Here is a 25,221-nt window from a genome sequence, read left to right on the forward strand (position 1 = left end):
TAAAATGAGAGTTTTTGTTACCTTACTAATGAGTTTTTGGCTTTTACTATTTACCGCTTCTGTATCTGCCCAAGTGACTATCATAATTAATAAGCAATCTTATGAGTTTACGCAGCCTGTAAGACTCAACAGTGTATTATCTATTGTGGCTGATTCTGGTGATTGGTATTGGCCAACATCAGGCATATACAATTTAAATGACGCTTATGCTGAGCGAGAAAAAGGCGCTGTTTTATCAGAAATTCGTATGGTTTTAAAAAGCTACAATTCGAACAGTGATACATACCGCGCGTTAGAGAGCCTCTATCAGCAGGTATCTTCTTGGACAGTATCTACTCGTGTTATCACGCCAATATCCTATAACCGTGCACGTTTGATTGCTGAAGAAAACCCTATGTTCCAACCAGGGCGATATTTGCTTTGCATTAGTCCTCGTCCATCAGTTGTGCATTTTTCAGGGTTAGTTATTAAGCCTGGCGCTTATAGACACGGTGATGACCTTTCTATTTTTTCTACCGCTAAGTCAGTCACTAAAGCCTCCGATGCTGATAAAAGCCATGTTTTTGTGATTAATCCAATGGGCGAGATAGAGAAACGTGGTATTGCCTACTGGAACATTGATTACTCGCAATTAATGCCAGGAAGCCAAATTTATGTACCCATAACAGGGCAGATATTCAGTTCAACGTTGGATGCACTCAATACCCGCATCGCAAACTTAGCAGTACATAGGATCCTTCCTCAATGAGCGCTTTTCCTTATAAGAAAACATCTTTAGCACTCATCATTAGTGCATCAGCCTGTCCCGCTTTGGCTGATACAGATAACATCGACACCGAGTTTCGGGTTACTCCTTCGCAAATGGTGCAAGGCGGTAACGGGCTTATTCAAACCCCTACAGCGCGTATGCGTGAAGAAGGGGGATTAGCTGTAAATTATACCGATAACGGTGAATACCGTTTTTGGTCAGTCAATTTGCAATTATTCGATTGGATGGAAGCGACCGCTCGCTATACCGACGTGCGTACACAATTTTATAGTGATGTTGAATCGTTCAGTGGCGATCAAACCCTTAAAGATAAAGGCTTAGATGTAAAATTTAGGTTGTGGAAAGAAGGCTACTACACGCCAGATATTTCGGTTGGTTTTCGCGACTTTGGCGGTACAGGATTCTTTGAAAGTGAATATATTAACGCCAGTAAATCGTTCGGACCTTTTGATGTTCATTTAGGATTAGGTTGGGGCTACTTAGGTACGGCAGACGATATCACTAACCCACTTTGTGAGTTTAGAGACAGTTACTGTGATCGACCCACAGGGTTTTCCGGGCGCGGCGGAAAAGTTGATTACGACCAGTTCTTTAAAGGGACAACGGCCTTTTTCGGTGGTATCGAATATCAAACACCTTGGGAGCCATTAACCCTTAAGCTTGAGTTTGAAGGTAACGATTACTCTGTAGATAGAGCGGGCGAGTTGGAGCAGGATTCTCGCTGGAATGTGGGCGCGGTATATCGCTGGAAAGAATTTGATTTCAGTATGAATTATCAGCGCGGAAATACGTTTGGTTTTGGCGTAACGTATCGCTTCAATATGAACACCTTAAGCCAAGTTAAGTACGATAAACCACCCCAAACGTTAATGGCTAGGCAAGTGCCTGATACTATTAATAAAGTTGATAAATCAAGGTTATACAATACCTTGTATCGCTCAGCCGGATTTGCATTATCTGATGCCAGTATTGAAGAAGACAAAGCTGTATTTTATGGTACCCAGTTTGCGTACCGTGACCAAGATGAAGCGATGGAACGAATAGGGCGCATAGTGGCTTCAGAGCTTCCTGATTCAGTGACGGACTATCACATTGTTGAAAATAGTGGTGGTCAGCCTATGGTTGATACCATAATAGATGCTGAACAGTTTATTGCGGCAGCACGCTATGAGTCGATAGATGCAGACATCACCACGTCTTATGCGCGATCAACACCTTCTAAAGAGGTAATGGATGCTTATGAGCCCACGAATACCCACGGACTGTTTTATGGTGCTAACTTCTTCTGGACACAATCATTCGGTAACCCTGAAGATTTTTATTTATATCAAACAGGTTTAATTTTGAATGCAGGTTATGCATTCAATAATAAGCTATCTGTTATGGGCAGTGCTCGGGTTACCTTATTAGACAACTTTGATAAATTTAACTTTTTGGTTGATAACGAGGAAACTGCGTTACCACGAGTGAGGACGCGCGTACGAGAGTATGTTGCTGAGAATAAAGTAGGGATGGATACCGCCTTCATTCACTATAAAGATAATATTAGTGAGAACGTATTTGGGCAGGTGTACGCGGGTTACCTAGAAACTATGTTTGCTGGTGTCGGTGGTGAGATTTTATACCGTCCTGTCGATAGTAGATTGGCATATGGGTTTGACATAAACTATGTGAAGCAGCGTGATCCTTATAATCAATTGTCAACTCTAGATTACGATGCTATCACCGGCCATGCCAGTGTTTATTGGCAACCTGAAATGCTTAAAGGTACCCAATTAACCGTAAGTGCTGGGCAATTTTTGGCAAAAGACAAAGGCGTTAATATCGATTTCGCAAAACGCTTCGATAGTGGAATTGTTGTAGGTGCGTATGCAGCTTTCACCGATGTCTCATCTGAAGAATATGGGGAAGGTAGTTTTACAAAAGGCTTCTATATCTCAATTCCTTCAGACTTATTCTTGCTGCAACCTTCGAAAGGTCGAGGAACATTCCCATGGGTGCCGATTTCTCGTGATGGTGGTCAGGTGTTGAGACGTCCAGTGCGTCTTATCGATTCCACTGCAGTACGCTCACCGTTTTACGACTAACTACTTAGGTAAGCACGAGGTAACGATTGCTTCGTGCTTACTTCCACCCTAACTAAATCTTATTTTTACGTGTTTTTTAATAACATTAACAACGCGTTAATCGCTGCTTTCCTTTATTATTTCAATAATTTCAGTGGTTGAAATAGAAGGGGTTCGAGGCAGATAAACCACGTCACATATATCCTTAAACTCATCAAATTTACCGTACCAGTCATCACCCATAACCAACACATCCGCTTTATGTTGAATAATGTAATCACGTTTCTTTTCTAAAGATTCTTCGGTAAAAATTTTGTCGACAAAGCGCAAGGATGCGAGTAATTCCTCCCTACTGTGGTAGGGATAAATAGGAGTCCGCCCTTTTTTACTTAAATTGAGTTCGTCTGAAGAAAGACCCACTATAAGTGCATCGCCTTCTGCGCGAGCACGTTTAAGAATTCTTATGTGACCAATGTGCAGTACATCGAATGTACCGAAGGTTATAACGCGTCTCAAAATGCCACCTGATTATTAGGTTTTAAGTTATTGGGTTGTAAGATATTCGGCAATGCGGTTGCTGCATTGACCATCAGTAATGCCTACCATTTCTTGCGTGATTTTTTTGCGATTTACGCTTAATTCCATCGGCTGTTTTAAGCACTCTACTATCAACATATTCGCTTGAAAAGCATTGCTAGCTCTATGTGATATCTGGTTAAACAGGGCGATATCGGGATCTAGTCGTTTCTTTAATCTGAAATTGAAGAGGCCTGAGTAATTCCAGCGTGTATGAAAAAAGTCGCACCATACGATTGGGCGATCTATCGAAGCAAATTCAAAAATAGCGGATGATGCATCAGAAAGCATAATATCGGCGATTTGCATGAATGGCAGTAGGTCAAAGTCTTTTGCATTTGCCAAGTACACATTTTCATAACGACCCCATGCTTCAACCCTTTGCTTTTGAGATTTGTATTTAGGTTTTGTCAGGCTAAAGAAATGAGGTTTAACAATAATATTTACGTTGCTTAAGGTTTCAGGCCAATGTGGGGGAAAGCATTCGATACTTGATGGGAAAAAGGTGGGCGCATACAGTACAGTAGGCTTGTTTGAGTCTAGCCCCAATGCTGACAAGTCAATAAGTTGTTCGGTTTCATTAAATATTGGGTCGAGTTTCGCGTAGCCTGAATTTATAAAGTGTCTATCAGGGTACATTTCTTTTAGTCGTTCAAGGCGACTTTCCCCTTCAACAAACCTGACATCGAAGGGAAATTCAGAGACATCGTAATAACATGCTTTAGGGCCGATGCCGTGCAACATCAGCGCAAGGCGTGAAGTAATATGCTTTTTTTGTTCGGCATTAAAATAAGGTCGATTTCCGAATACAATCCAGTCAGCGTTACTTTTGCTGTAAAGGGACAGTGTTTCATCTTTATTTGAGATAAATTGGAATTGAAAGCCTTCTTTCTCTATGACTTCCTGTTTCAAAGCATCTAAACCAAGTTCTTGGTGTAAAACGAACTCGCATAAAACACCCGCTTTTAACAGTGTACGGGCCACAGGTATATATTGGGGAAGGTAGTAAAGGTGTTGTACATCAAAGAGGACTTTACCTAGCATTTGAAACGCTCCGACATCGCGGCGGCAAAGTTATTAAACAGACGCACCGTCAATTATTATTATTTTTATTGCGTATAATCTGCGTTTAACGCAGTATAGCGCGCGTTCGTAAAACAGTAACAGAGTTCAAAGCGCGATGACTTTACACTTAAGTGTAATTTTTTAGCTCTTTTTAAAGATAATCGTCATTTTTGACTAAAAATGTGACAAAAATTGAGCTTTTTTCCTTTTCTTATTGAAATTGGGATCTGTTTGCTGTATAAAATGCGCCCTCTAATTTATAGTAATACGTCATTTGATCCAGTGACCTTTTGATAGGTGGAATCGATTGACGCGACAGTTATCGTTGTTCTGGAGACAAATCAATGTCAAGAGTATGTCAAGTAACAGGTAAGCGCCCTACGGTTGGTAATAACCGTTCGCACGCAAGAAACGCGACTCGTCGTCGTTTTTTACCAAACCTTCACTCTCACCGTTTTTGGGTTGAGAGCGAAAACCGTTTCGTTAAGCTACGTTTATCTGCTAAAGGTATGCGTATCATCGATAAAAATGGTATCGATTCAGTACTAACTGACATCCGTGCCCGTGGTGAGAAAATCTAAGGAAGCCTACAATGCGTGATAAAATTAAATTAGTTTCTTCAGCAGGTACAGGTTTCTTCTACACCACTGATAAGAACAAACGTAACATGCCTGGTAAAATGGAGATCAAAAAGTTTGATCCTGTTGTACGTAAGCACGTTATGTTCAAAGAGGCCAAAATCAAGTAATAAACTTGCTTTTGTCTCCACGAAAACCCAGCCTTTGCTGGGTTTTTTGCTTTTGAGCATATGAAAATATTGCCGCTGGAATATGTCAGTCTCAGGCATTACCATAAACGTTATATTCGTTAAATAGGATTGCTGGTGGCAAGACTCTCACAACGCGCGATGAACAATGTGGTTATTGTTGCCATGTTAGTCATGATTGCGCTATTTAACTTAGACAGCTTTCTGCCTAAACGTGCTGCTCCTGAATTAAGGCCGCTACTGCCACCTGACGCTTATGTACTCAAAATAGAGCATGCCAGTAACAAGTTAGAGAGAAATGGGCAGCAGTGGCGTCAAGTGTCCTCTAAAGGTGCCTTGCCAGTATCAGCACAGGATCAAATTGCAGCGTGGCAAGCAGCCCAGCTTAAAACCACGTCTTTGGTAGACGATGCATTTCAATCAATTGAACCCATAGTGGTGGTTATCTGGCTAGCAGGGCAAGCAAATGGCCATGTCTTTGCGTTTTATAACAATACGCAGCCGGTTACCGTAAAGTACAATGGCGATTGGTACACCCTTGAAAATACTGAGCTGCATAGGCTTCTTCCTTGGCTTAGTGAACCGGCTAATTAATTCAGCGTATTAGCTTAATCATTGCTACCTGTAACCTATGACGCTAAACCAATGACGCTTGACCAATCTTCATTACAACGAATTAGATCACCCAAAGGTGGAGGGGAAAATGCCTGAGTTACCAGAAGTTGAAGTAAGCCGTTTAGGCGTTTCCCCCTATCTGTTAAACGAAACGATAGATAATATTATTGTGCGCGAACGCAGAATGCGCTGGCCTATTCCCGAAGACGTGGCGTTAGCTATCGGAAAAAAGGTGATAGCCGTTAAGCGTAGAGCAAAATACCTCATGATCGAAACCGAAGCGGGTACGCTTATTTTGCATTTAGGCATGTCGGGTAAATTGCGGGTTATTGATGCGTCTACACCTGTTGCGAAACATGATCATGTTGATATTGTGATGGCGACAGGGAAATGCTTACGTTTTAACGATCCTAGGCGCTTTGGGGCCTTCTTATGGCAACCCCCGGGCGAGGCCTTGAAATTACTTGCTAACCTAGGACCAGAGCCGTTGACTGACGATTTCGATGATAGGCGTTTGTTCACGCTCTCGAGAGGCAAAAAAAGTACAGTAAAAAACTTCATAATGGATAATGCTGTTGTGGTGGGCGTAGGGAATATTTATGCCAACGAAGCTTTATTTTTAGCGGGTATCGACCCAAGAAGAGAAGCAGGAAAAGTCAGCAGCACCCGCTACAAAAACCTTACGCAAATCATCAAGCAGGTTTTAGCAAAAGCGATAGAACAAGGCGGCACCACATTAAAAGATTTTGCGCAAACCGATGGTAACCCAGGCTACTTTGCACAGCATTTAAATGTGTATGGAAGAAAAGGGGAGCCGTGTGAGGTATGCAAAACGCAAATACAAAGCAAAGTGATTGGACAGCGAAATACATTCTTTTGTAAACAGTGTCAGCGCTAGTTTTAGTGCACACTAGATAGAACACGCTAGATAGAACACACTGCGCTCAATAGGCAGGTTGAGATCAGTGTGTTTTACAATAATCTTATTAACGCGTTTTAGTCTTCGCGGCGAAGCCTATCTTGCAATGCTTGATCGACCACCGGATGGCAAAAACCACCTACTTTACCCCGATGCAGCGCCACTTCTTTTACTAACGTAGATGATATAAAAGAGTTTTCTTCTGCTGGTGTCAAAAATACACTTTCTAATTTTGGATTCAAACGGCGATTCATGTTGGCTAGCTGAAATTCATATTCGAAGTCAGATACCGCACGTAATCCGCGAATAAGAATGGTAGCTTGTTGTTCATCGGCAAAATCTGCAAGTAAGCCCGTGAAACCCACCACTTCTACATTCGGTAAATCGGCGGTAACCTTGCGAATCATTTCCACTCTCTCATCAAGGGTGAATAAGGGTTGCTTGTTGGGGTTCGCGGCAATACCGACTATTACATGAGAGAAAAGCTGTGATGCCCTTTCTATCAGGTCTGCGTGCCCATTGGTAATGGGGTCGAAAGTGCCTGGATAAAGTGCTCGTGTATGCATGTTAATCTAATCTTTATTGTTGTAGGGCAACAGTATCGATAAATATGGGTAGATGCAATTGCAATTCAGCTGCTTCTATAGCCCGCTAAACAATACTGCCAGTCATCTTGAGTCCAGTAAAACTGGGTATTCAAGCCTTTTTCTTTATTCAACGAGCGTAACAAACGGGATAGGTTATCTTTCTTCCAATGGTGTCCGCGACGTTCATGACAGCGATCAAAATCTATCAACCAAATATTACGCTCATTATCCATCATAATATTTCTGATGTTCGCATCGTGATGATAAATCTGGCATGCATGCATTTTAGCCAAAGCTTCGCCCACCGCATACCAATCATCTTTTGATAAGGGGTCTCGGGTAAGCATGTGATGCAAGTCTTGGCTTGCCGGAATATTCTGGGTAATAAGATCCCCACGATAAATAAAACCACGGCGATGAATACGGGCGCCAACCGGTACAGGCACGCGAAGGCCATGTTCTCGCATTTTAGTCAAAAGGCGAAACTCTTCAAACGGACGAGAACGCTCTACACCAAGAAAAAAATACTGATCACAAAGTAATTTCCCAACCAATCCACCACGCTTAAAATGTCGTAGCACCCAATGCTGAGCATCATGGTCGATAAAAACAGTGGTACCACGGCCTTTGGCCTCACCGGTAATTTTATTTTGGAATAGCCAAAATTCATGACTGAACATATCTACGCTAGGTTCAGTCATGAGTTCATCGTTGTATAAGAAGTGATGCCCAGCACCTAAGTCTCGTCGTATTATCGCCATGACGTCCGTTACTTATGGTAAAATTTACCATTCTAATGAATTATTTCGGCATTTCAGCAACGAGAGAGCATTTGTGGGAAAAAAGATTTGCTTAATGCGTCTATCTGCTATTGGTGATGTCTGCCATGCAGCCGCTATGGTAACACGTATTCAAACCCATTGGCCGGACGCTGAGTTAACTTGGGTCATTGGCAAGGTAGAGTATCAGCTGGTTAAGCTAATGCCGAATGTGCGCTTTATCATTTTTGATAAAAAACAAGGCAAAGCTGCCGTTGAGAGCTTAAAAAATGCAGTGAAAGGTGAAACCTTCGACGCACTGCTTATGATGCAAGTTGCCTTGCGCGCGAACCTAGCCTCTAGAGTGATAAAGGCGAAGCGCAGAATTGGCTTCGACTGGGCCAGAAGCAAAGAGCTGCACTGGTTATTCGCTAACGAGCGAGTCGCGCCACGTCAACATTCTCACGTGCTCGATGGCTTTATGGATTTTGCTGATGCGCTTGGCGTGCCAAAAGTCGATACGCCATCATGGAATATTCCTGTTAGTGAAGAAGATGAACGTTGGGGTGAAAACCAAGCTGAGGCATTAGGCGATTATGTAGTAATTGCGCCTGCCGCTAGCAAAGCAGAGCGTAACTGGCTTCCCGAAAGGTACGCTGCAACTGCTGACTATTTATCACAACAAGGTAAATCAGTCATATTAGTGGGTGGTCCTGGTGACCTCGATAAAGCCACTGCCAATGCTATTTTAGCGTGTAAACCCACTATTAAAGCGGACTTTACTGGCAAAACCAGTCTTCACCAGTTATTGGTATTGTTAAAGCATGCGAGTTTAGTGCTTGCGCCTGATACCGGTCCTGCTCACATGGCTACCACAGTAGGCACGCCCGTTATTGGATTATATGCTCATTCAAACCCTATCCGCACTGGGCCATATAACAACATAGATAACACGGTCTCCGTGTACGATTCGTGTATTGAAAAGCAAAAAGGAAAAAAGTGGGAACAATTACCTTGGGGAATTCGCGCAAAGGGCGATAACTTGATGGAAGGTGTTACCACAGATGCGGTATTTTCAAAAATTAATGCCTTGGTTTAACTAATACATTAACGAATACGCACTATTTCTGGGAATTTCTTCTAACCGTTATCTACACTTAGGTTATACGCGCCAATTTTTTTAAGACACGGAGAGCGCCCTTTGGTGATTATGCTCGCATTGATGAAACGAATACGAGCTTTAACTAGCAATTCAGAGTACCCAGCACTGGTGCTCAGTATGCTATTTTTAGCTTGTAGTCCAGTTGCTCTCGCACAACAGGCCGTCGTGGTCGCTAATGCGTCGGTGGATACCACATCCCTGACTCAATCAGAATTACGCCAAATATTTACAGGCCACAAACAATACTGGAGCAACGGAGAAAAAATCCACGTTGTTGTTCTTGAGGATGAGCATGGGTTACACAAAGCCTTTTGTCGTGAAACGCTGCATATGTTTCCGTATCAACTATCCAGGTTATGGGACCAACTTACTTATTCGGGGCAAGGAGTAACACCTGCTCGTGCCGCATCACAGGCGAAACTGATTGAATTAATTGAAAGTACGCCTGGTGCAATTGGATACATAGGAAATGGAAAAGTAATTGAGGCGCGACAAATTGAGGTGCGTGAACGATGAAAAAGCAAATGTTGATATGGATATTTAGTGCCGCAATATTCATCTTTGGTACCCAAGTAGTGTATGCAGCAGATGAACCTGCAAAGTTCACTTGGCATGGTTATATTTCACAAGGAATTACGCAATCTGTTGATAGTAATTTTATCACCTCTGATAACGATATTACCGGTGAGTTAACCGAGTTAGGCATAAACGGTCATTATCGCTTAACCAATAATTTGTCGGTAGCTGGGCAAGTAGTTTACCTAGATGGCGGTAATCGCTTTGAGCAAGGAGCCAGAGTAGATTACCTTTTCTTGGACTGGTCCATTAATGATATTTGGGGCTGGCAGGGTCAAGTTCATTTGGGGCGCTTTAAAAATAGACATTGGCTTTACTCGGTAACGCGTGATGTTCCGCAGACTAGAGATACTGCGGTACTGCCTCAGTCAGTCTATTTTGATAGCTTTCGCGATGTAGCCCTTGGTAGCGACGGTATTCAAACCAGTTTTAAGAGATATTCGAATGACAATATTTGGGAGGTTAACTGGAGTTATGGCAGTTCAGATATTAACGAAGCTCAGAAAAATTTCCTTTTAGGAAATATTGCATCAGGTGAAATTGAACAAGATTTTGTGCATCAATTTAGCGTTTTTTGGCAGCCTTCTACGATGGCGTGGAAATTGGGGCTTAGTTGGCTTGAATCAGACTTTACTTATCAAGCATCTGTTATGGACAATAGGTTTGATGGTGAGGCTAATATTCGCCGTTTTATGTTTTCTGCACAGTACTTTAGCGAAAACTGGCAGTTGAGTTCTGAGATCCTAAGAGAGTTACAAAATTCTCAAGGGCTCTTTGCTCCAAATTTTAGAGAAAGAAGAACTGCTGAGGGGGGCTTTGTTCAATTTCGCTATTTATTTAACAGCAAGGTAAGCGGGCTAGTTAGTTACGATACGTACGTAAATAACGTGTCTGACCCTGATGGGAAACAACTTGAGCAAAGTAGTTTTGGACAAATTCCCGCCTACTTTGGCTACGTCGACACTATAGCCGTGGGCGCGCGATGGGACTTTGCTCCAGGGTGGCGCATTCAAGCAGAACACCATTGGGTAGAGGGCGCAACAAGAGCGGTGAGTCTTTTGGACCCTAATATTAAAGATCGTAGCGACAAATACTGGCGTATGTGGTCTGTACAACTGATGTACTGGTTCTAGGTTCACTTATGAAAGTGGAGATGTCCTTTACCACTAAAACCATCATTATGTTGATGGCGATGGTGCTAACCGTCACGGTAGTGATATCTATGATGCTCATTCGTGAGTCTGATTCAAGCTTGGTTTTTCAGCAGCAAGAAGAGCAACTTAAAAACCAACGTCGATTGCAGCTTTTCGAGGATATTCTGCATAACCGTATGGTGTTGTGGGTAGACATGTTTAGCCACATAGAAATGTCGGAGCATCAGGATTTAGGCTACTTTTATGAAAATCTTCAGCGAAATCAAGAATACCTGATGCTGAACTTTCATGTGGAGCAGTTGTATCTGTTTGACCAGGATGGCGTAGTGGGAGAGCAACCAGCTCCCGCTAGAGATTTTGTTCTAAAATTGGTACGTAGCACGCAGCAGTCTCTTAGCAGTAGAGCGTTAATTCGCTGTGAGGATGCGTGCACACATTATTTATCAGTGCCCATTATGACCGATGACGAGGTGGTTCCTGTCGTTATCTTGTCTGCTTCATTGCGTGAACTTTTGTCTTTGTTTAACCGCTCTACCGACGCTCATAAGGTCGTGATGGTTCAGAATAAGCAAGGCGATGAAAGCGACCCTACCTTAACGCTGTCCAGCCAGCTTTCACAGTCTAACCAAGATTATTTAACCGAGCTCATTGCCGCCTTTCCCAAAGGCTGGAGTGTAGAAAAGCTGGTGGTTAAAGGGCTTCGAGTTTCGTTTCAGGGAAAAGAGCTGTCGGTAAGTTTGTTGCCCTTCCCCCACAGCCTCACAGAGCAACCTTACCTCATGGTTGTGCAAGATATTACTGCATTAGTACATCAAAAAGAGCAGTACGAATTACTGGTTATAATCAGTGCGATTGTGCTGTTTATCGTGTTCTCATTGCTTCTAAGGCTCTTTCTTAATCAATACCGCTTGAGGCTATTAGGTATAAGTGAAGGTTTGCCTATGCTTGCCGACCACAAATTTATCGAATACCGCAAACTAGTTGAAAAGAAGCAGCACGCTTCGCTTTGGCGATTAAACGACGAACTTGATGTGGTAGAAGATGCTGCGAATGCCCTGGCAAAACAACTGGAAGACTTCGATGGCCAAATGGCGGTGAATACTGCCAAACTTGAAAAAATGGCCATGTTCGATGTGCTTACCGGTCTGCCAAACCGGAATATGCTGACCTTTCAAATTGAAAACCAACTTGCCCACTCAGCGCGAGACGATAGGTTGGTTGCACTGATGTTCATGGACTTAGACGACTTTAAAAAAGTTAACGACAGCTATGGTCATGACGTGGGAGATAAGCTTTTAAAAGCCGCGGCTATGCGGATATCGCGGCCTATTAGAGAAACTGATATTGCTTCACGATTTGGTGGTGATGAGTTCGTTGTATTGTTATCTAGCATCGAAAACAAAGAACAAGTGGAACACGTTGCGAAGAAAATCATTGAAGAGTTTGACCAGCCGATTGAAGCGGGTGGCATGCAATTTTACGTCTCTATTAGTATAGGTGTGGCCGTGAGCCGCCATGCCAGAGCTACGCCAGTGGAATTGTTACGGCATGCTGATATTGCTATGTATGAGGCAAAATCGAAAAAAGGGGCGGGCTATAGAGTTTACGATGCCACCATGAACTTGAAGGTAATGAAAAAGGTTGAGCTTGAAGCCGAAGCGCGGGTGGCGCTAAGAGAAAGTCAGTTCAGTTTGGCCTTGCAGCCTCAAATCGACTTGCGAACCAATGAATTAATAGGCTTCGAAGCACTACTTCGCTGGTATCACCCTGTTAAGGGGACCATATCACCGGCAGAGTTTATTCCTTCACTTGAAAACACCTCTTTCATGCTAGAGCTAGATTATTGGGTAATAGCCAAGGCCACCTACCTTATTAGAGAACTGAACGCGAATGGTTACCCTAATGTGAAGTTAGCGATTAACCTGTCTGCTGGGCAGTTTCTTGACCCCAGTCTTCCTGATTTTTTGCAGCAGCAAATTATTCGCAATGATATTTCACCATCCCAAGTGTGTTTGGAATTAACGGAAACCGTATTGGTCACCGACATTGAACGTGCAACCTCAATTATGCGTACTATTAGAGACATGGGGTGTACTTTGGCCATTGATGACTTTGGAACGGGCTACTCGTCACTCAGTTACTTAAAATCACTGCCCGCTGACTTTATAAAAATCGACCGTTCTTTTGTAGCCAATATCGTCGAGAATGCCGATGATAGAAACATCGTGCATTCAACCATTGCCATGGTGCGAAAAATGGGGTTAATTGTGGTAGCTGAAGGCATTGAAACAGCAGAGCAGTTTGAAATGCTATGTCACTTTGATTGTCAGATGGGGCAGGGGTATTTAATTAGTCGACCCATTCCAGAGCCAGACATTTGGACCACCCTAAGCAAGAACGTACACATGGGCATATGGGACAGTACGCGGTCTAACGAATAGGGCAGCCTAGCCAGTTAGATTTTTAGCCACAGCTAACAAGTGTGCTAAAAAGTTTACAGCTACAAGTTTTAATACTGTTAAAACGCCCCCTTCCTTGTGTAACCTTTATATCGCTTTCTTTAAAATACATTTTTTATTAATTTCGGAGTCTGACATGTCAGCGGCATTTATCTCTCACCTGCAAGCGCAAATTGAGGCCACTAAAGAAGATGGTCTGTATAAAAAAGAGCGCGTTATTACTTCACAGCAACAAGCAGATATAGACGTGGCCAATGGCGAGCATGTCATCAACTTCTGTGCGAACAACTATTTAGGTTTGGCTAACCATCCTGATCTTATCGCTGCGGCTAAAAGTGGCCTTGAAACCCACGGGTTTGGCATGGCGTCTGTGCGTTTCATTTGTGGTACGCAAGACATACACAAACAGCTAGAAACCGAAATTAGTGGCTTCCTAGGTACCGAAGACACTATTTTATACCCTTCATGCTTCGATGCGAACGGCGGGTTATTTGAAACCTTGCTTGGCCCAGAAGACGCCATTATTTCTGATGCGTTAAACCATGCGAGCATTATTGACGGCGTGCGTTTGTGTAAGGCTAAGCGCTACCGTTATGCCAATAACGACATGGACTCACTGGAAGATCAACTTAAGCAAGCCGTTGCCGACGGCGCACGATTTAAAGTGATTGCTACCGATGGCGTGTTCTCGATGGACGGTGTAATTGCCAACCTTGCAGGTATTTGCGACCTTGCTGAAAAGTACGATGCACTGGTCATGGTAGATGATTGTCACGCTACAGGCTTTTTAGGCGAAAACGGCAAAGGTAGTCATGAATACTGCGACGTAATGGGCCGAGTGGATATTTTAACTGGTACTTTAGGCAAAGCTATGGGCGGCGCATCAGGCGGTTATACGTCAGGCAAAAAAGAAGTGGTTGAGTGGTTACGTCAACGCTCTCGCCCGTACTTATTCTCAAACTCTGTTGCTCCACCTATAGTTTCGGCCTCACTTAAAGTATTTGAAATGATGAAAGATGGCGCAGCATTGCGTGAACAACTATGGCGCAATTCAGCCCACTTTCGTTCTCGTATGGAAGATGCTGGCTTTACCCTTGCAGGTAAAGATCACGCTATTATTCCTGTGATGCTAGGCGATGCGCGTGTTGCTAGCGAGATGGCAGACAAGCTACTTGAAAAAGGTATTTACGTGATTGGTTTCTCATACCCTGTAGTACCTAAAGGGCAAGCTAGAATACGCACCCAAATGTCAGCTGGGCATTCTATTGAGCACGTAGACAAAGCCATTGATGCGTTTATTGAAGTAGGCCGTGAAATGGGAGTTATTGCATGAAGTCGTTAGTTAAAGCAAAAGCTGAAAAAGGCATTTGGCTTCAAGATACCCAAGAGCCTGAAGTTGGCCACAACGATTTATTAATCAAAATTCGTAAAACCGCCATTTGCGGTACCGACATGCACATTTACAACTGGGACGACTGGTCGCAAAATACTATACCCGTACCTATGGTTGTAGGCCACGAATACGTAGGCGAAGTAGTTGGTATGGGTCAAGAAGTACGCGGCTTTGCCGTTGGCGACCGAGTGTCTGGCGAAGGCCACATTACCTGTGGTCACTGCAGAAACTGTCGTGCTGGCCGTCGCCATTTATGCCGCAACACCGAAGGCGTTGGCGTAAATCGCTCTGGGGCCTTCGCAGAGTATTTGGTTATTCCTGCGTTTAACGCATTTAAAATTCCCGATAATATTAGTGATGAACTGGCATCTATTTTCGACCCATTTGGTAATGCTGTGCACACCGCCCTTAGCTTCGACTTAGTGGGTGAAGATGTATTAATTACCGGTGCTGGTCCTATTGGTATTATGGCAGCTGCAGTGGCGCGTCACGTTGGTGCGCGCCATGTGGTTATCACCGACATCAACCCGTATCGCTTAGAGCTTGCTAGAAAGATGGGCGCAACTCGCGCCGTTGATGTTAGCAAGGAAGACTTGCAAGACGTGATGAACGAGCTTGGGATGAGTGAAGGCTTTGATGTTGGCCTTGAAATGTCGGGCGTACCGGTCGCCTTTCGCGACATGCTAAAGAAAATGAATCACGGCGGAAAGGTGGCAATGCTAGGTATTCCACCACAAGATGTATCGGTTGATTGGAACCAAGTTATTTTTAAAGGGTTAGTGATCAAAGGTATCTACGGTCGTGAAATGTTCGAAACCTGGTACAAAATGGCAAGTTTGCTGCAAAGTGGCTTAGATTTGTCGCCAATCATCACACATACCTTCTCGGTTGATGACTTTCAGAAAGGTTTTGATACCATGGGTTCAGGACAATCAGGCAAAGTTATACTGGACTGGCAATAATGACAGCATTTTCACACATTAGTGTACAAGACGTAGCAAACTTCAATGGCGATGTAGCCATCGTAGATATTCGTGACCCGCAATCTTTTGCTAATGGTCACATGCCAGAAGCGAAGCCGTTGAATAACGATAACTTCGCGGCCTTTGTAGAACAAACGCCAAAAGAAACCCCTGTGGTAGTAGTGTGCTATCACGGCGTAAGCAGTCAGCAAGCCGCACAGGTTATTGCCGAGCAAGGTTTTAACACCGTCTATAGTATGGACGGTGGTTTCGAAGCATGGCGATTAGGTCAGTCTGTGGTGTCTGAAAATTCGTGAGCCATCCTTTAATTGCTTTTCGTCAGCAAGGCGTGGCGCATTTACTGGCTAACTACTTAGGTAGCCAGAATATCACCGCCACGGTAAAGCCTACTGAAACGGGTGATGAGTTTGTTGTATTATTGGCAGACGACAACGATGCACTTAAAGCCCGCGCCATAACTGAAGAATTTATTCAGCAACCGAACAATCCTAAATATCAGCAAGCTGCTTGGCAGCATGGTGAAAACGTCGATTTAGTGCCCTCACGTCAGTTTGATATGAAAGGGTTCATCAACAATGCATTGTCGGTACCGTTAACCAGTATTGTGTTTGTACTTTGTGTACTGGTGTATGGTTTGTCGTTGCTAGGCTTGTTCAGCCCCATTGCGCAACACCTGCTCATGCAGCCACTTAGTGTGCTTGCCGAAAACCATGAGTGGTGGAGGCTATTAGGCCCCGCATTTATTCACTTCAGCGCACTGCATATTATTTTCAATCTACTTTGGTGGTGCATGCTAGGCGCCAAAATAGAAAGTACCTTTGGTAAAAGCATGCTGTTTGTGGTGTTTGCACTGTCGGCCATTATATCGAACGTGGCTCAAGCGATGTTTACTACGCCAGTACAAGGTAACTTAATGCTCTTTGGCGGCTTGTCAGGAGTGGTATACGCTGTAATGGGCTTTGTATGGTGGTTAGGTTGGCTGAAGCCACAGTGGGGCTTGTCGCTGCCTAAATCGGTAATAGGTTTTATGTTGGTGTGGCTAGTATTAGGCTTTGCCGATGTGCTGTGGGTGAACATGGCCAATGCGGCGCACACCGCAGGGTTAATTACCGGCTGTTTGCTAGCAGGGCTATTAAGCCTTGGGGCCGATAAACGAAAGCAAGGGCAATAGCGCGAGCCTTCGTTCTTGACTAGGTGCTGCTGTAGTAGCGCCTAGCCCTGGTATAAATATTTGGTAAAGATAACGTTTTTGATAACCTCGCCACCGGTTTCTTTTTTCATATGATCTTGAAGTGCTTTTAGAATGGCGCGGCGAATATCTTCTCTGCCCGTTAGCGATTTTACTTTTTCTTCAGGCTGTCTGCCGAAGATATCGATGGCAGTTGCACGTAATAACGGCATATGGTGTTCTGCTATTTCTAGCTGATCTACGTCATAAATCATTAATTCAACGGTAACGCGAACATACCCAAGTTTTTTTGAAGACTCGCCAATGTAATTGGTAACGATGTCTGGCTCTAGCCCAAGATAAGCAAAATTTGCCTTTTCTTGTGCAAATGCAGGGGCGAAAGCACTACTAACTAATAGAGCGGTAGCTATAAAACGTGAAGCAAGTGACTTTGTCATGATGAGAGCCAAAAATACCAATTAATTTAGATGACAGGCTGTAGTGTAGCAAATCATAGGTTAATGACACTACTGCAAAAGTACTAAGGTACACGTAAAATCAATATGCTAGCTATTAGCAATCAGATAAACCACCATGTCACCAACAAGTGATATGATACTTTTTTTATCGTGTAAAATTATGACAGAGATTTGGTAGTGAGTTTTCCTAGCAGCTTTCCCGTTGGCTTAAATGTAGAGTGGATGCAAGCCGACAGTGCGCCCCGTAACAATCCGTATTTAAAAAATTGGTTACTAGATACGGGCTCCTTAACCGAGCGGGTGCAGTCGCTTTGCCATCAATTTTCGTTAAACGTGCTAGGGCAAGCTGAAACCGCACTTCATGCTAATGAGCAAAGCCTACTATCGAACCAAAAATCACATCTGCCTTCACAGGCATTTCAGGTACGAGAAGTACTGTTGTGTGGTAATGCATTGCCGTGGGTATTTGCCCGTTCCGTTATTCCTAAGCGTTTGGTTGAAGCTGAATTAGCCAATTTAGGCAGTGAACCCTTAGGTAAGCGACTGTTTAACGATGCTAGGTTTATACGCTCTGAGTTTCAATTGTGTCAGTTGCCAGCAACAGCATTAGGCTTTGAACGCACTCAACAATTATGGGGCCGACGTTCATTATTTACGTTAGGTGAAGACAGCATGATAGTGGCCGAAGTTTTTTTACCCGATGCCCCCGTTTATTATTCAAGGTACGACAATGGCACTGAATCTTAATTTAGCCCAAAACATCAATCATATAAAACAGCATCCATCTGCGTATAGTCGCCTGATGCGGCTAGACAAGCCCGTGGGGATTTACTTGCTGCTTTGGCCTACCTTTTGGGCATTGCTTATGGCATCTGAAGGCCTACCCAGTATAGGCATTGCGCTTATTTTTACCGCTGGTGTGGTAGTAATGCGCTCAGCGGGCTGTGTTATCAACGACTACGCCGATAGAAAAGTAGATGGCAGTGTAAAGCGCACCGCCACGCGGCCATTGGCCACGGGAGAAGTTACTTCGAAACAAGCGCTAACCCTATTTGCGGGGCTAATTATACTGGCCTTCTTGTTAGTGCTGATGCTGAATTGGCAAACCGTTGCACTATCTGTCATTGCGCTGTTGCTTGCCGCTAGCTATCCCTTTATGAAACGCTACACTCACTTACCGCAAGTGGTATTGGGCGCGGCCTTTGGGTGGGCAATTCCCATGGCGTTTATGGCGGTGTCTGAAACTGTGCCTGCGTATGGCTGGTGGCTGTTTGTGGCCAATCTATTATGGACGGTAGCCTACGACACCATGTATGCCATGGTAGACAGGGATGACGACCTGGAAATAGGGGTGAAATCTACAGCCATTTTGTTCGGTAAGTACGACGTGCCCATTATTATTGGGCTTCAAGCCACCATGCTAGTTACTTTGTATTTTATTGGCGGGGCTATCGAAGCACATTGGCCGTATTATCTATCGCTAATTATTGGGGCAGGGCTGTTTTACCGCCAGTATCAATATATTAAGAACCGACAGCGAGAAGGGTGTTTTACCGCCTTTATCGAAAATCACTATGTTGGCTTGGTTTTTACGTTAGGCTTAGTGGCAAATTTTTGGATAGGTTAAGCGGTTCAGTTATTAGTTAACACAATGAACCGCTTAGCATTAATGAGTAAAAAGCTATTCAGGCTTAGTTGTTTCAGCTGCTTTCGCTTCTAATTGAACAATGCGAGCTTCCATCGCATCTAATTTTTCGCGAGTGCGAATAAGCACCTGGCTTTGAATATCGAACTCTTCACGAGTGACTAAATCAAGCTTTGAAAGCTGCGACTGTAAAATCTGTTTAATTTTACCTTCTGCGCCTTCAGCCATGTTACGCACACCCGGTGGTACGGCGTCAGCAATCTGTTTCGCTAAATCTTCGAGTTTTTTCGGATCCAACATGGATTTCCCTTATAATGCGCTTCGTTAGAATAGGCTTCTATTCTATCGGTATCGCCACTTCTTGCAATGAAAAAGCACATTAAAGAAAAGCATGGCACACATTACACCTGTTAGCTTTTAGGAACGTAATTTAGGAACGCGATGAAATTAAACGATGCGCAACAATCAGCTGTCACCTTTGTGTCGGGCCCCTGCTTAGTATTAGCTGGCGCCGGCAGTGGTAAAACTCGGGTTATTACCAACAAAATTGCGCACCTAGTTAGAAATTGCGATATGCCAGCTCGGTATATTGCAGCGGTAACCTTTACCAACAAAGCCGCTCGCGAAATGAAAGAGCGGGTAGCCGAAACCTTAGGTAAGCCAGAAGCCCGTGGTTTGAAAGTATGTACCTTTCACACCATGGGGCTAACCATTATAAAAGCCCATATTAAAGAGCTAGGCTTAAAGCCTGGTTTTTCGTTGTTCGACGACAAAGACTCGTTGGCACTGCTAACCGATTTAACCGAAGACACGCTAGACGGCGACAAAGATCAGCTTTCGCTATTACAAAGCTGTATTTCAAATTGGAAGAACGACTTACTGCTGCCCGAGGCGTTACTAAAGCAAGCTACCAGTACCGGTGAGCGGGAATTTGCTGAAGCTTATAAGCGCTACCAAGATAACTTACGCGCCTATAACGCCCTTGATTTTGATGATCTTATTTTGTTGCCCACACTGCTGTTAAAAACCAGTGAAACCGTACGGGCCAAGTGGCAAAACAAAATTCGTTATCTGCTGGTGGATGAGTATCAAGATACCAACACCAGTCAGTATGAACTGGTAAAACTATTGGTGGGTGAGCGCTCGCGCTTTACCGTAGTAGGCGACGACGACCAATCTATTTATTCATGGCGCGGTGCTAAGCCACAAAACTTAAACTTGCTGCAGCAAGATTTTCCACGCTTGAACGTTATTAAGCTACAACAGAACTATCGCTCTTCTGGGCGAATACTGCATTGCGCGAACATTCTTATTCAGAACAACCCCCACTTGTTCGACAAAACTCTGTTCTCTGAACTGCAATACGGCGAACCGCTTAGAGTCATAGAAGCGAAAAACGAAGAGCACGAAGCTGAACGAGTGGTAGCAGAGCTGCTAGCGCACAAGTTTATGAACCGTACTAAGTTTAAAGACTACGCTATTTTGTACCGAGGAAATCATCAAAGTCGCTTGTTTGAAAAGCTGCTTATGAGTAACCGTATTCCGTATAAAATTAGTGGTGGTATGTCGTTTTTCGGGCGCACCGAAGTGAAAGACATCATGGCTTACTTGCGTTTGTTGGTAAATCAGGACGATGACAACGCTTTGCTACGGGTAATTAATACGCCAAGCCGCGGCATAGGGCGGGTAACGCTGGAAAAGCTGGGTAACTTTGCGAACAGCTTAGGCGTGCCCATGTTCGAAGCAGCTTGTCACCCTAATTTAAACAGCGTGTTGTCGGATAGAGCCTTCGATGCCGTATCGGGGTTTGCTCGCTGGATAGTAGAAGTGGCCGACAATGCTACCCGAGGCGATACCAAAGATGCCCTTCGTGGCATGATCAAGTCGATGAGCTACGAAGAATGGTTATACGAGCAAAGCGCTAGCCCTAAAGCGGCTGAAATGGGCATGGCGAACGTGAGTACGCTATTTGGTTGGGTAACCGACATGCTAGAAGGCAACGAGCTTGATAGCCCCATGAATCTTACCGAAGTAGTCAACCGCCTTATTTTACGTGACATGATGGAGCGGGGCGAAGACGACGGTGATGGCGATCAAGTACAGTTAATGACCCTGCACGCTTCTAAAGGGCTAGAATTTCCTATTGTGTTCTTAGTGGGCATGGAAGAAGGCTTGTTACCCCATCAAAGCAGTGTTGATGAAGACAACGTAGAAGAAGAGCGCCGCTTAGCGTATGTAGGCATTACCCGTGCGCAGCGAGAGCTTATTTTTAGCCTCGCGAAAGAACGCCGTCAATTTGGGGAAGTCATTAACCCCGAGCCAAGCCGTTTCTTATACGAGCTACCCATAGACGATCTTCAATGGGAAAATCAAAAGCCGAAAGAAAGTGCCGAAGTGCGCCAGCAAAAAGGCCAAAGCAGTATTGCTAATTTAAGAGACATGCTGGGTAAGAAATAGCGCACGCGGTTACGAATAAAAGGTGACGCAAGTCACTCAAAAAAACCGTGACACAAGTCACAGAAACAAACAGTGCTAATAGTCGGAATGAAAAGGTGTTAGTGATACATAGCAGGTGAAGATAGCAACTAACCGCTAGGCTTAATGAAACAGCTAGCCAGCGAGCTGTTTCATATCAAGCACAGTAGCGCGAGTAAGTACTTTACCTTGGGCGTAATTACACTCAATGTCGGTAAGCGCGTTTAGCTGTGCGGGGGCATCTACCCCTTCGGCAATAACTTTAAATTTAAGGTGCTCAGAAATAAGCATTACCGATTGAATAAGCTTAAGGTTTCGCTGTGAACGCGGCAGCGAACGCACGAATCTGTGGTCTATTTTGATGAACTCGAACGGGTAGGCAAATAAGTAACTAAGCGACGCTAACCCGCTACCAAAGTTATCTAGTACTAAGGTAACTCCAGCACGTTTCAACTTCTTAATGGCAGGCAAAATAAACTGCGAACGTCGATTTAAATCGTTTTCATCAAACTCAAATACCAAGTCGTGGGGCGATATTTTGTATTCGTCTATCAGTGAAATCATCTTATTCACCATAGAGGCTTGCAGCAAATGAATAATAGAAACGTTCACCGCAATACGGCCTTTGTCTTCGCCTGTTGCTTTCGCGTGAGCCAGCAACTCGCAAGCTTTGCGTAGCTGAAACAAATCTAAATCTAAGGTTAAGCCACTTTGTTCGGCCACTTGGCGAAACTGCTCTCGGGCTATTTTGCCGAAAGTAGGGTGGCACCAACGCACATACATCTCGTTGTAAAGCGTTGTGTTGTCTCTTAAATCAATCACGGGCTGCAAGAAGTATTCAAACTCTTCATCACGCAAGGCACGGCGAAATTCGTTTTCTAGTTCTAGCTCTTCAATTAGGCGGTCGCGCATGCTCTTATCGAACATAACAAATCGGCCACGGCCTAAAGTTTTCGCTTGGTACATGGCAGCATCGGCATCACGCAGCACTTCATCGGCACTACGATAATACGACTCTAAATTAGCTATACCGATACTGGCACCCGAATACATTTCGCGGCCATCTAACAAAAACGGTTCTGAAATAGAGTTGATAATACGAGACGCCACTTCTTGCACATCGGTTAAATCTTCAAAGTTATCGAGTAAAACAACAAACTCATCGCCACCTAAACGTGCCAATAAGTCGTGCCCTCGAATGCATAATGCAATACGTCTAGCCACTTCAACCAAGAACTCATCACCTGCGTGGTGGCCCAAGGTATCGTTGATAACTTTGAATCGGTCTAAGTCGATGAACAACACCGCAAAGTAGTTTTCGGTGTAGCGCTGCTTACTGGCAACGGCGAGTTCAAGCCTGCTGGTAAACATCGAGCGGTTCGGAAGGTCGGTCAGTGAATCGTGATGGGCATCGTGAATAAGCTTAAGCTCAATCTCTTTACGCTCTTCAATTTGCTGTTTTAAGTATTTGTTGGCTCTATCAAGCTCGGCAGTGCGTGCAGCAACTCTAAGCTCGAGCTCACTGTTGTGGCGCTGAATTTCTTCAGTACTGCGCTTACGCTCCATGGTTACCGCAATATGGTGTGAAACAAAGCGCAGTAACTCTAGGTCTCTGGCGTTGTATTTGGCATGCTTACCATAGGTTTGTACCGCAATTACCCCAAACACCTCACCATCTACCACCAGAGGCGATCCTAGCCAAGAGTTGGCACTGTTTAGCATAGTTTGGGCAATAGTAACGTCAATTTCACCCGCTTCTGCCAGTTCCAACACTCTAGGCGGGTTAATTAGCTCAGCTTGACCTGTACGTAATACAAACTCTGTCAAACCCAACCCCATTGGGCGAGCTTCAACGTCTTCGCTTTCCATATCACTAAAATACGGGAACTCCAGCATTTGCTTCGATTCATCAATGATAGAGATAAAGCAGTTTGGTGCACTAATAAGGCGGGCTAGAATTTCGTGCAGACTAGAATAGAAGACCGACATATCGCCTTCTAGGTTGGCTGCTAATTCTGAAATTTCAAATAAGGCTTGTTGTAACGACTCTACTTTTTGGCGCTCAAGAATTTCTTCTTGAAGGTCATCATTAATTTTTCTTAGCTGGCGAGTACGTTCACGAATGGTACGTTCGGTTAGTTCGCGGTTTTTAACCCGGTCAACCGTGGTAACAATGTGCTGAGAAACAAACAGCAGTACTTCTAAGTCTTCTTGGGTGTAATGCACACCCTCATCGTAGGTTTGAACCACCATAGCACCAATTACTTGGCTGCCACGTTTAAGTGGAACCCCAAGTAACTCAAAAGGCTGCGAACCAACTAATTTGATGCCGTGATCTTCTGCAAATATTTCTTCTTGAGCACGTTTATAAAATAAGTGCTGACCGGTGCGCAATATAAAGCCCGTCATGCCGTCCATTAACGAATCGGCGGGTAACTGTTTAACGGTTTGTTCGTCAAATTCATCAACGAAATAGGCGAAGTCGACAATTTGGCTGTCTTGTTCGTAGAAGGCAACAAAGAAGTTATCTGCGTTCATGAAGTCGGCAATGATTTCATGAATAGCGGTGTAAAGGCGGTTTAGGTGACTAACAGAACTTGCTAGCTCGGAAATGTCGAATAGCGCTTTCTGAACTCGTTCAGCACGCTTATATTTATTAGTGAGTTGTTGAAGCTGCGGGATAATTTCCCGCAGTTCTTCTTCTGTCAACTCATACTGCGTTGAATCTGATGACATTCCGTTCGCCGGCAAGTAAAAATAGCTTATTCTTAGATGCGGTTAAATTACCCGATCTACATCAAAAACGCTACTTTTTCCAACACATTGTACGTAAAGATAGAAGGTTAGATACCTTCTATCATGTACTCAATTGCGGCTTTAATTTCATCATCAGAGCACGAAGCACACGTACCACGAGGAGGCATAGCGTTAATACCGTTAAGGGCATTTTGCCATACGCCGTCTAGGCCTTTTTCGTCTAAGCGCGGCTGCCAATCAGCGGCTACGTGAACTTTAGGTGCACCAAGTACGCCAGAACTATGACACGCTACACAGGCAGAGTTATAAACATCTTCACCCGACTTAGCACCACCACCTGCAGCAGCAGGGCCAGCAGCTTCAGCGCCAGCTACGTGTATCTGACCAACCGGCTTAATACGGTTAGCAATATCGTCGTTACTCATTTCTTGTGCTTGCGCCGCAAACACCGTAAGTGCTGTAGCTGCAACAATAAACCAGGTTTTCAATTTCACATCTGTCTCCAGGCAATCATGAACTTTAATTAAAGTATAACTGGCCAGATTATAACGGTAATTCAAGCCCGAACAACTATTTGCTACCAATTACCTATAAAAAGTAAGGATAAAGTACCTTAAAAACCCATTAAAGTAAGAGAATTACACAAACCAGTTGATGCGAGCCCATGGCCTAAGTATCATTACGCCGCGCTTAAGCAGGAAGTTTAACCACACCACGTTCTTATTCCTTTAGAACAGGTTAAATTTTTATCACATTAAGCTATTTTCAATGCACCCGTAGCTCAGCTGGATAGAGCGTCGCCCTCCGGAGGCGAAGGTCACAGGTTCGAATCCTGTCGGGTGCGCCATT

25 protein-coding genes and 1 tRNA gene are annotated in these 25,221 nt (G+C 44.1%); 18 read left to right on the top strand and 8 right to left on the bottom strand.

Features of this window, described 5'->3' with window-relative positions:
* Positions 1-4 precede the first annotated feature (4 nt).
* Positions 5-748 carry a capsule biosynthesis GfcC family protein gene (locus tag J5X92_RS06370; protein WP_126872715.1) on the top strand — a complete coding sequence of 248 codons (744 nt, stop codon included), beginning with the start codon at positions 5-7 and terminating at the stop codon, positions 746-748.
* Positions 745-2,856 carry a YjbH domain-containing protein gene (locus J5X92_RS06375; RefSeq protein WP_126872714.1) on the top strand — a complete coding sequence of 704 codons (2,112 nt, stop codon included), beginning with the start codon at positions 745-747 and terminating at the stop codon, positions 2,854-2,856. The genes J5X92_RS06370 and J5X92_RS06375 overlap by 4 nt, the downstream gene beginning before the upstream one ends.
* Before the next feature lie 96 nt (positions 2,857-2,952).
* Here the strand turns inward: J5X92_RS06375 and J5X92_RS06380 are convergent, their stop codons facing one another.
* Both J5X92_RS06380 and J5X92_RS06385 read right to left on the bottom strand, forming a co-directional pair.
* Complete coding sequence (locus J5X92_RS06380; RefSeq protein WP_057794957.1) at positions 2,953-3,351, bottom strand: adenylyltransferase/cytidyltransferase family protein; 399 nt, start codon at positions 3,349-3,351, stop codon at positions 2,953-2,955.
* Between the two features lie 27 nt (positions 3,352-3,378).
* Positions 3,379-4,455, bottom strand: a complete 1,077-nt coding sequence (locus J5X92_RS06385) for a CDP-glycerol glycerophosphotransferase family protein (RefSeq protein ID WP_062085453.1) — start codon at positions 4,453-4,455, stop codon at positions 3,379-3,381.
* Positions 4,456-4,820: 365 nt separating this feature from the next.
* Here J5X92_RS06385 and rpmB point away from each other — a divergent pair, with 365 nt between their 5' ends.
* The 4 genes from rpmB (at position 4,821) to mutM (ending at position 6,755) form a co-directional block, all read left to right on the top strand.
* Positions 4,821-5,057, top strand: coding sequence for a 50S ribosomal protein L28 (gene rpmB / locus J5X92_RS06390; RefSeq protein ID WP_013786149.1), 237 nt, complete (start codon positions 4,821-4,823; stop codon positions 5,055-5,057).
* An 11-nt stretch (positions 5,058-5,068) separates the two neighbouring features.
* Entirely contained in the window at positions 5,069-5,224 is a 156-nt protein-coding gene (rpmG, locus tag J5X92_RS06395) for a 50S ribosomal protein L33 (RefSeq protein WP_013786148.1), read from the top strand.
* A gap of 135 nt (positions 5,225-5,359) precedes the next feature.
* On the top strand, positions 5,360-5,836 hold the full coding sequence (locus J5X92_RS06400) for a hypothetical protein (RefSeq protein WP_348272384.1): 477 nt from the start codon (positions 5,360-5,362) through the stop codon (positions 5,834-5,836).
* 109 nt (positions 5,837-5,945) lie between these two features.
* Positions 5,946-6,755: a bifunctional DNA-formamidopyrimidine glycosylase/DNA-(apurinic or apyrimidinic site) lyase gene (gene mutM / locus J5X92_RS06405; RefSeq protein WP_208805147.1), complete on the top strand. Its 810-nt coding sequence runs from the start codon at positions 5,946-5,948 to the stop codon at positions 6,753-6,755.
* 98 nt (positions 6,756-6,853) lie between these two features.
* Here the strand turns inward: mutM and coaD are convergent, their stop codons facing one another.
* Together coaD and J5X92_RS06415 are read right to left on the bottom strand one after the other, a co-directional pair.
* A complete protein-coding gene (coaD, locus tag J5X92_RS06410) occupies positions 6,854-7,342 on the bottom strand; it encodes a pantetheine-phosphate adenylyltransferase (RefSeq protein ID WP_013786145.1) in 489 nt (162 codons plus the stop codon).
* Positions 7,343-7,407: 65 nt separating this feature from the next.
* Positions 7,408-8,124, bottom strand: coding sequence for a 3-deoxy-D-manno-octulosonic acid kinase (locus J5X92_RS06415; RefSeq protein ID WP_208805149.1), 717 nt, complete (start codon positions 8,122-8,124; stop codon positions 7,408-7,410).
* Between the two features lie 94 nt (positions 8,125-8,218).
* Here J5X92_RS06415 and J5X92_RS06420 point away from each other — a divergent pair, with 94 nt between their 5' ends.
* The 8 genes from J5X92_RS06420 to glpG all read left to right on the top strand — a co-directional run bounded on the left by J5X92_RS06420 (position 8,219) and on the right by glpG (position 17,019).
* Complete coding sequence (locus tag J5X92_RS06420) at positions 8,219-9,220, top strand: glycosyltransferase family 9 protein (protein WP_208805218.1); 1,002 nt, start codon at positions 8,219-8,221, stop codon at positions 9,218-9,220.
* A 111-nt stretch (positions 9,221-9,331) separates the two neighbouring features.
* Complete coding sequence (locus J5X92_RS06425; protein WP_244360386.1) at positions 9,332-9,799, top strand: substrate-binding domain-containing protein; 468 nt, start codon at positions 9,332-9,334, stop codon at positions 9,797-9,799.
* Entirely contained in the window at positions 9,796-10,992 is a 1,197-nt protein-coding gene (locus tag J5X92_RS06430) for a hypothetical protein (protein WP_208805151.1), read from the top strand. Before J5X92_RS06425 ends, J5X92_RS06430 begins: the two co-directional genes overlap by 4 nt.
* Before the next feature lie 8 nt (positions 10,993-11,000).
* Positions 11,001-13,454, top strand: coding sequence for an EAL domain-containing protein (locus J5X92_RS06435; RefSeq protein ID WP_208805153.1), 2,454 nt, complete (start codon positions 11,001-11,003; stop codon positions 13,452-13,454).
* A gap of 154 nt (positions 13,455-13,608) precedes the next feature.
* Complete coding sequence (gene kbl / locus J5X92_RS06440) at positions 13,609-14,805, top strand: glycine C-acetyltransferase (RefSeq protein WP_013786139.1); 1,197 nt, start codon at positions 13,609-13,611, stop codon at positions 14,803-14,805.
* Positions 14,802-15,827, top strand: a complete 1,026-nt coding sequence (tdh, locus tag J5X92_RS06445) for an L-threonine 3-dehydrogenase (RefSeq protein ID WP_208805155.1) — start codon at positions 14,802-14,804, stop codon at positions 15,825-15,827. The genes kbl and tdh overlap by 4 nt, the downstream gene beginning before the upstream one ends.
* Positions 15,827-16,144, top strand: coding sequence for a thiosulfate sulfurtransferase GlpE (glpE, locus tag J5X92_RS06450; protein WP_013786137.1), 318 nt, complete (start codon positions 15,827-15,829; stop codon positions 16,142-16,144). The genes tdh and glpE overlap by 1 nt, the downstream gene beginning before the upstream one ends.
* The gene (glpG, locus tag J5X92_RS06455) at positions 16,141-17,019 is read left to right on the top strand and encodes a rhomboid family intramembrane serine protease GlpG (protein ID WP_013786136.1); all 879 of its coding nucleotides are present in this window, start codon (positions 16,141-16,143) and stop codon (positions 17,017-17,019) included. Before glpE ends, glpG begins: the two co-directional genes overlap by 4 nt.
* 41 nt (positions 17,020-17,060) lie before the next feature.
* On the opposite strand, the gene J5X92_RS06460 is transcribed toward glpG, so the two are convergent.
* On the bottom strand, positions 17,061-17,474 hold the full coding sequence (locus J5X92_RS06460; protein WP_126872711.1) for a flagellar basal body-associated protein FliL: 414 nt from the start codon (positions 17,472-17,474) through the stop codon (positions 17,061-17,063).
* Between the two features lie 198 nt (positions 17,475-17,672).
* Here J5X92_RS06460 and J5X92_RS06465 point away from each other — a divergent pair, with 198 nt between their 5' ends.
* Together J5X92_RS06465 and ubiA are read left to right on the top strand one after the other, a co-directional pair.
* A complete protein-coding gene (locus tag J5X92_RS06465; protein WP_208805157.1) occupies positions 17,673-18,242 on the top strand; it encodes a chorismate lyase in 570 nt (189 codons plus the stop codon).
* Between the two features lie 22 nt (positions 18,243-18,264).
* Positions 18,265-19,122 (top strand): 4-hydroxybenzoate octaprenyltransferase, encoded by an 858-nt coding sequence (ubiA, locus tag J5X92_RS06470; protein ID WP_339892082.1) that lies wholly within the window; start codon positions 18,265-18,267, stop codon positions 19,120-19,122.
* A 54-nt stretch (positions 19,123-19,176) separates the two neighbouring features.
* Here ubiA and J5X92_RS06475 read toward each other — a convergent pair whose 3' ends face one another.
* Positions 19,177-19,440: an accessory factor UbiK family protein gene (locus tag J5X92_RS06475; protein ID WP_013786132.1), complete on the bottom strand. Its 264-nt coding sequence runs from the start codon at positions 19,438-19,440 to the stop codon at positions 19,177-19,179.
* A gap of 141 nt (positions 19,441-19,581) precedes the next feature.
* Here J5X92_RS06475 and rep point away from each other — a divergent pair, with 141 nt between their 5' ends.
* Positions 19,582-21,597 (top strand): DNA helicase Rep, encoded by a 2,016-nt coding sequence (gene rep, locus J5X92_RS06480; protein ID WP_126872709.1) that lies wholly within the window; start codon positions 19,582-19,584, stop codon positions 21,595-21,597.
* Between the two features lie 153 nt (positions 21,598-21,750).
* On the opposite strand, the gene J5X92_RS06485 is transcribed toward rep, so the two are convergent.
* Together J5X92_RS06485 and J5X92_RS06490 are read right to left on the bottom strand one after the other, a co-directional pair.
* Positions 21,751-24,351: an EAL domain-containing protein gene (locus J5X92_RS06485; RefSeq protein ID WP_126872708.1), complete on the bottom strand. Its 2,601-nt coding sequence runs from the start codon at positions 24,349-24,351 to the stop codon at positions 21,751-21,753.
* A gap of 107 nt (positions 24,352-24,458) precedes the next feature.
* The gene (locus tag J5X92_RS06490; protein ID WP_013786129.1) at positions 24,459-24,866 is read right to left on the bottom strand and encodes a c-type cytochrome; all 408 of its coding nucleotides are present in this window, start codon (positions 24,864-24,866) and stop codon (positions 24,459-24,461) included.
* 276 nt (positions 24,867-25,142) lie between these two features.
* Here J5X92_RS06490 and J5X92_RS06495 point away from each other — a divergent pair.
* Positions 25,143-25,219 (top strand) — tRNA-Arg (locus tag J5X92_RS06495).
* The last annotated feature ends 2 nt before the right edge of the window (positions 25,220-25,221 follow it).

Origin of the sequence: Alteromonas sp. K632G (genome assembly GCF_017653625.1) — a bacterium.
Classification (GTDB): domain Bacteria; phylum Pseudomonadota; class Gammaproteobacteria; order Enterobacterales; family Alteromonadaceae; genus Alteromonas; species Alteromonas naphthalenivorans.

Coding starts and splice junctions, on each gene's coding strand:
- J5X92_RS06370 (WP_126872715.1), top strand. CDS start 5: ATGAGAGTTTTTGTTACCTTACTAATGAGTTTTTGGCTTTTACTATTT.
- J5X92_RS06375 (WP_126872714.1), top strand. CDS start 745: ATGAGCGCTTTTCCTTATAAGAAAACATCTTTAGCACTCATCATTAGT.
- J5X92_RS06385 (WP_062085453.1), bottom strand. CDS start 4,455: ATGCTAGGTAAAGTCCTCTTTGATGTACAACACCTTTACTACCTTCCC.
- rpmB (WP_013786149.1), top strand. CDS start 4,821: ATGTCAAGAGTATGTCAAGTAACAGGTAAGCGCCCTACGGTTGGTAAT.
- rpmG (WP_013786148.1), top strand. CDS start 5,069: ATGCGTGATAAAATTAAATTAGTTTCTTCAGCAGGTACAGGTTTCTTC.
- mutM (WP_208805147.1), top strand. CDS start 5,946: ATGCCTGAGTTACCAGAAGTTGAAGTAAGCCGTTTAGGCGTTTCCCCC.
- coaD (WP_013786145.1), bottom strand. CDS start 7,342: ATGCATACACGAGCACTTTATCCAGGCACTTTCGACCCCATTACCAAT.
- J5X92_RS06415 (WP_208805149.1), bottom strand. CDS start 8,124: ATGGCGATAATACGACGAGACTTAGGTGCTGGGCATCACTTCTTATAC.
- J5X92_RS06420 (WP_208805218.1), top strand. CDS start 8,219: ATGCGTCTATCTGCTATTGGTGATGTCTGCCATGCAGCCGCTATGGTA.
- J5X92_RS06425 (WP_244360386.1), top strand. CDS start 9,332: ATGCTCGCATTGATGAAACGAATACGAGCTTTAACTAGCAATTCAGAG.
- J5X92_RS06430 (WP_208805151.1), top strand. CDS start 9,796: ATGAAAAAGCAAATGTTGATATGGATATTTAGTGCCGCAATATTCATC.
- J5X92_RS06435 (WP_208805153.1), top strand. CDS start 11,001: ATGAAAGTGGAGATGTCCTTTACCACTAAAACCATCATTATGTTGATG.
- kbl (WP_013786139.1), top strand. CDS start 13,609: ATGTCAGCGGCATTTATCTCTCACCTGCAAGCGCAAATTGAGGCCACT.
- tdh (WP_208805155.1), top strand. CDS start 14,802: ATGAAGTCGTTAGTTAAAGCAAAAGCTGAAAAAGGCATTTGGCTTCAA.
- glpE (WP_013786137.1), top strand. CDS start 15,827: ATGACAGCATTTTCACACATTAGTGTACAAGACGTAGCAAACTTCAAT.
- J5X92_RS06460 (WP_126872711.1), bottom strand. CDS start 17,474: ATGACAAAGTCACTTGCTTCACGTTTTATAGCTACCGCTCTATTAGTT.
- J5X92_RS06475 (WP_013786132.1), bottom strand. CDS start 19,440: ATGTTGGATCCGAAAAAACTCGAAGATTTAGCGAAACAGATTGCTGAC.
- rep (WP_126872709.1), top strand. CDS start 19,582: ATGAAATTAAACGATGCGCAACAATCAGCTGTCACCTTTGTGTCGGGC.
- J5X92_RS06485 (WP_126872708.1), bottom strand. CDS start 24,351: ATGTCATCAGATTCAACGCAGTATGAGTTGACAGAAGAAGAACTGCGG.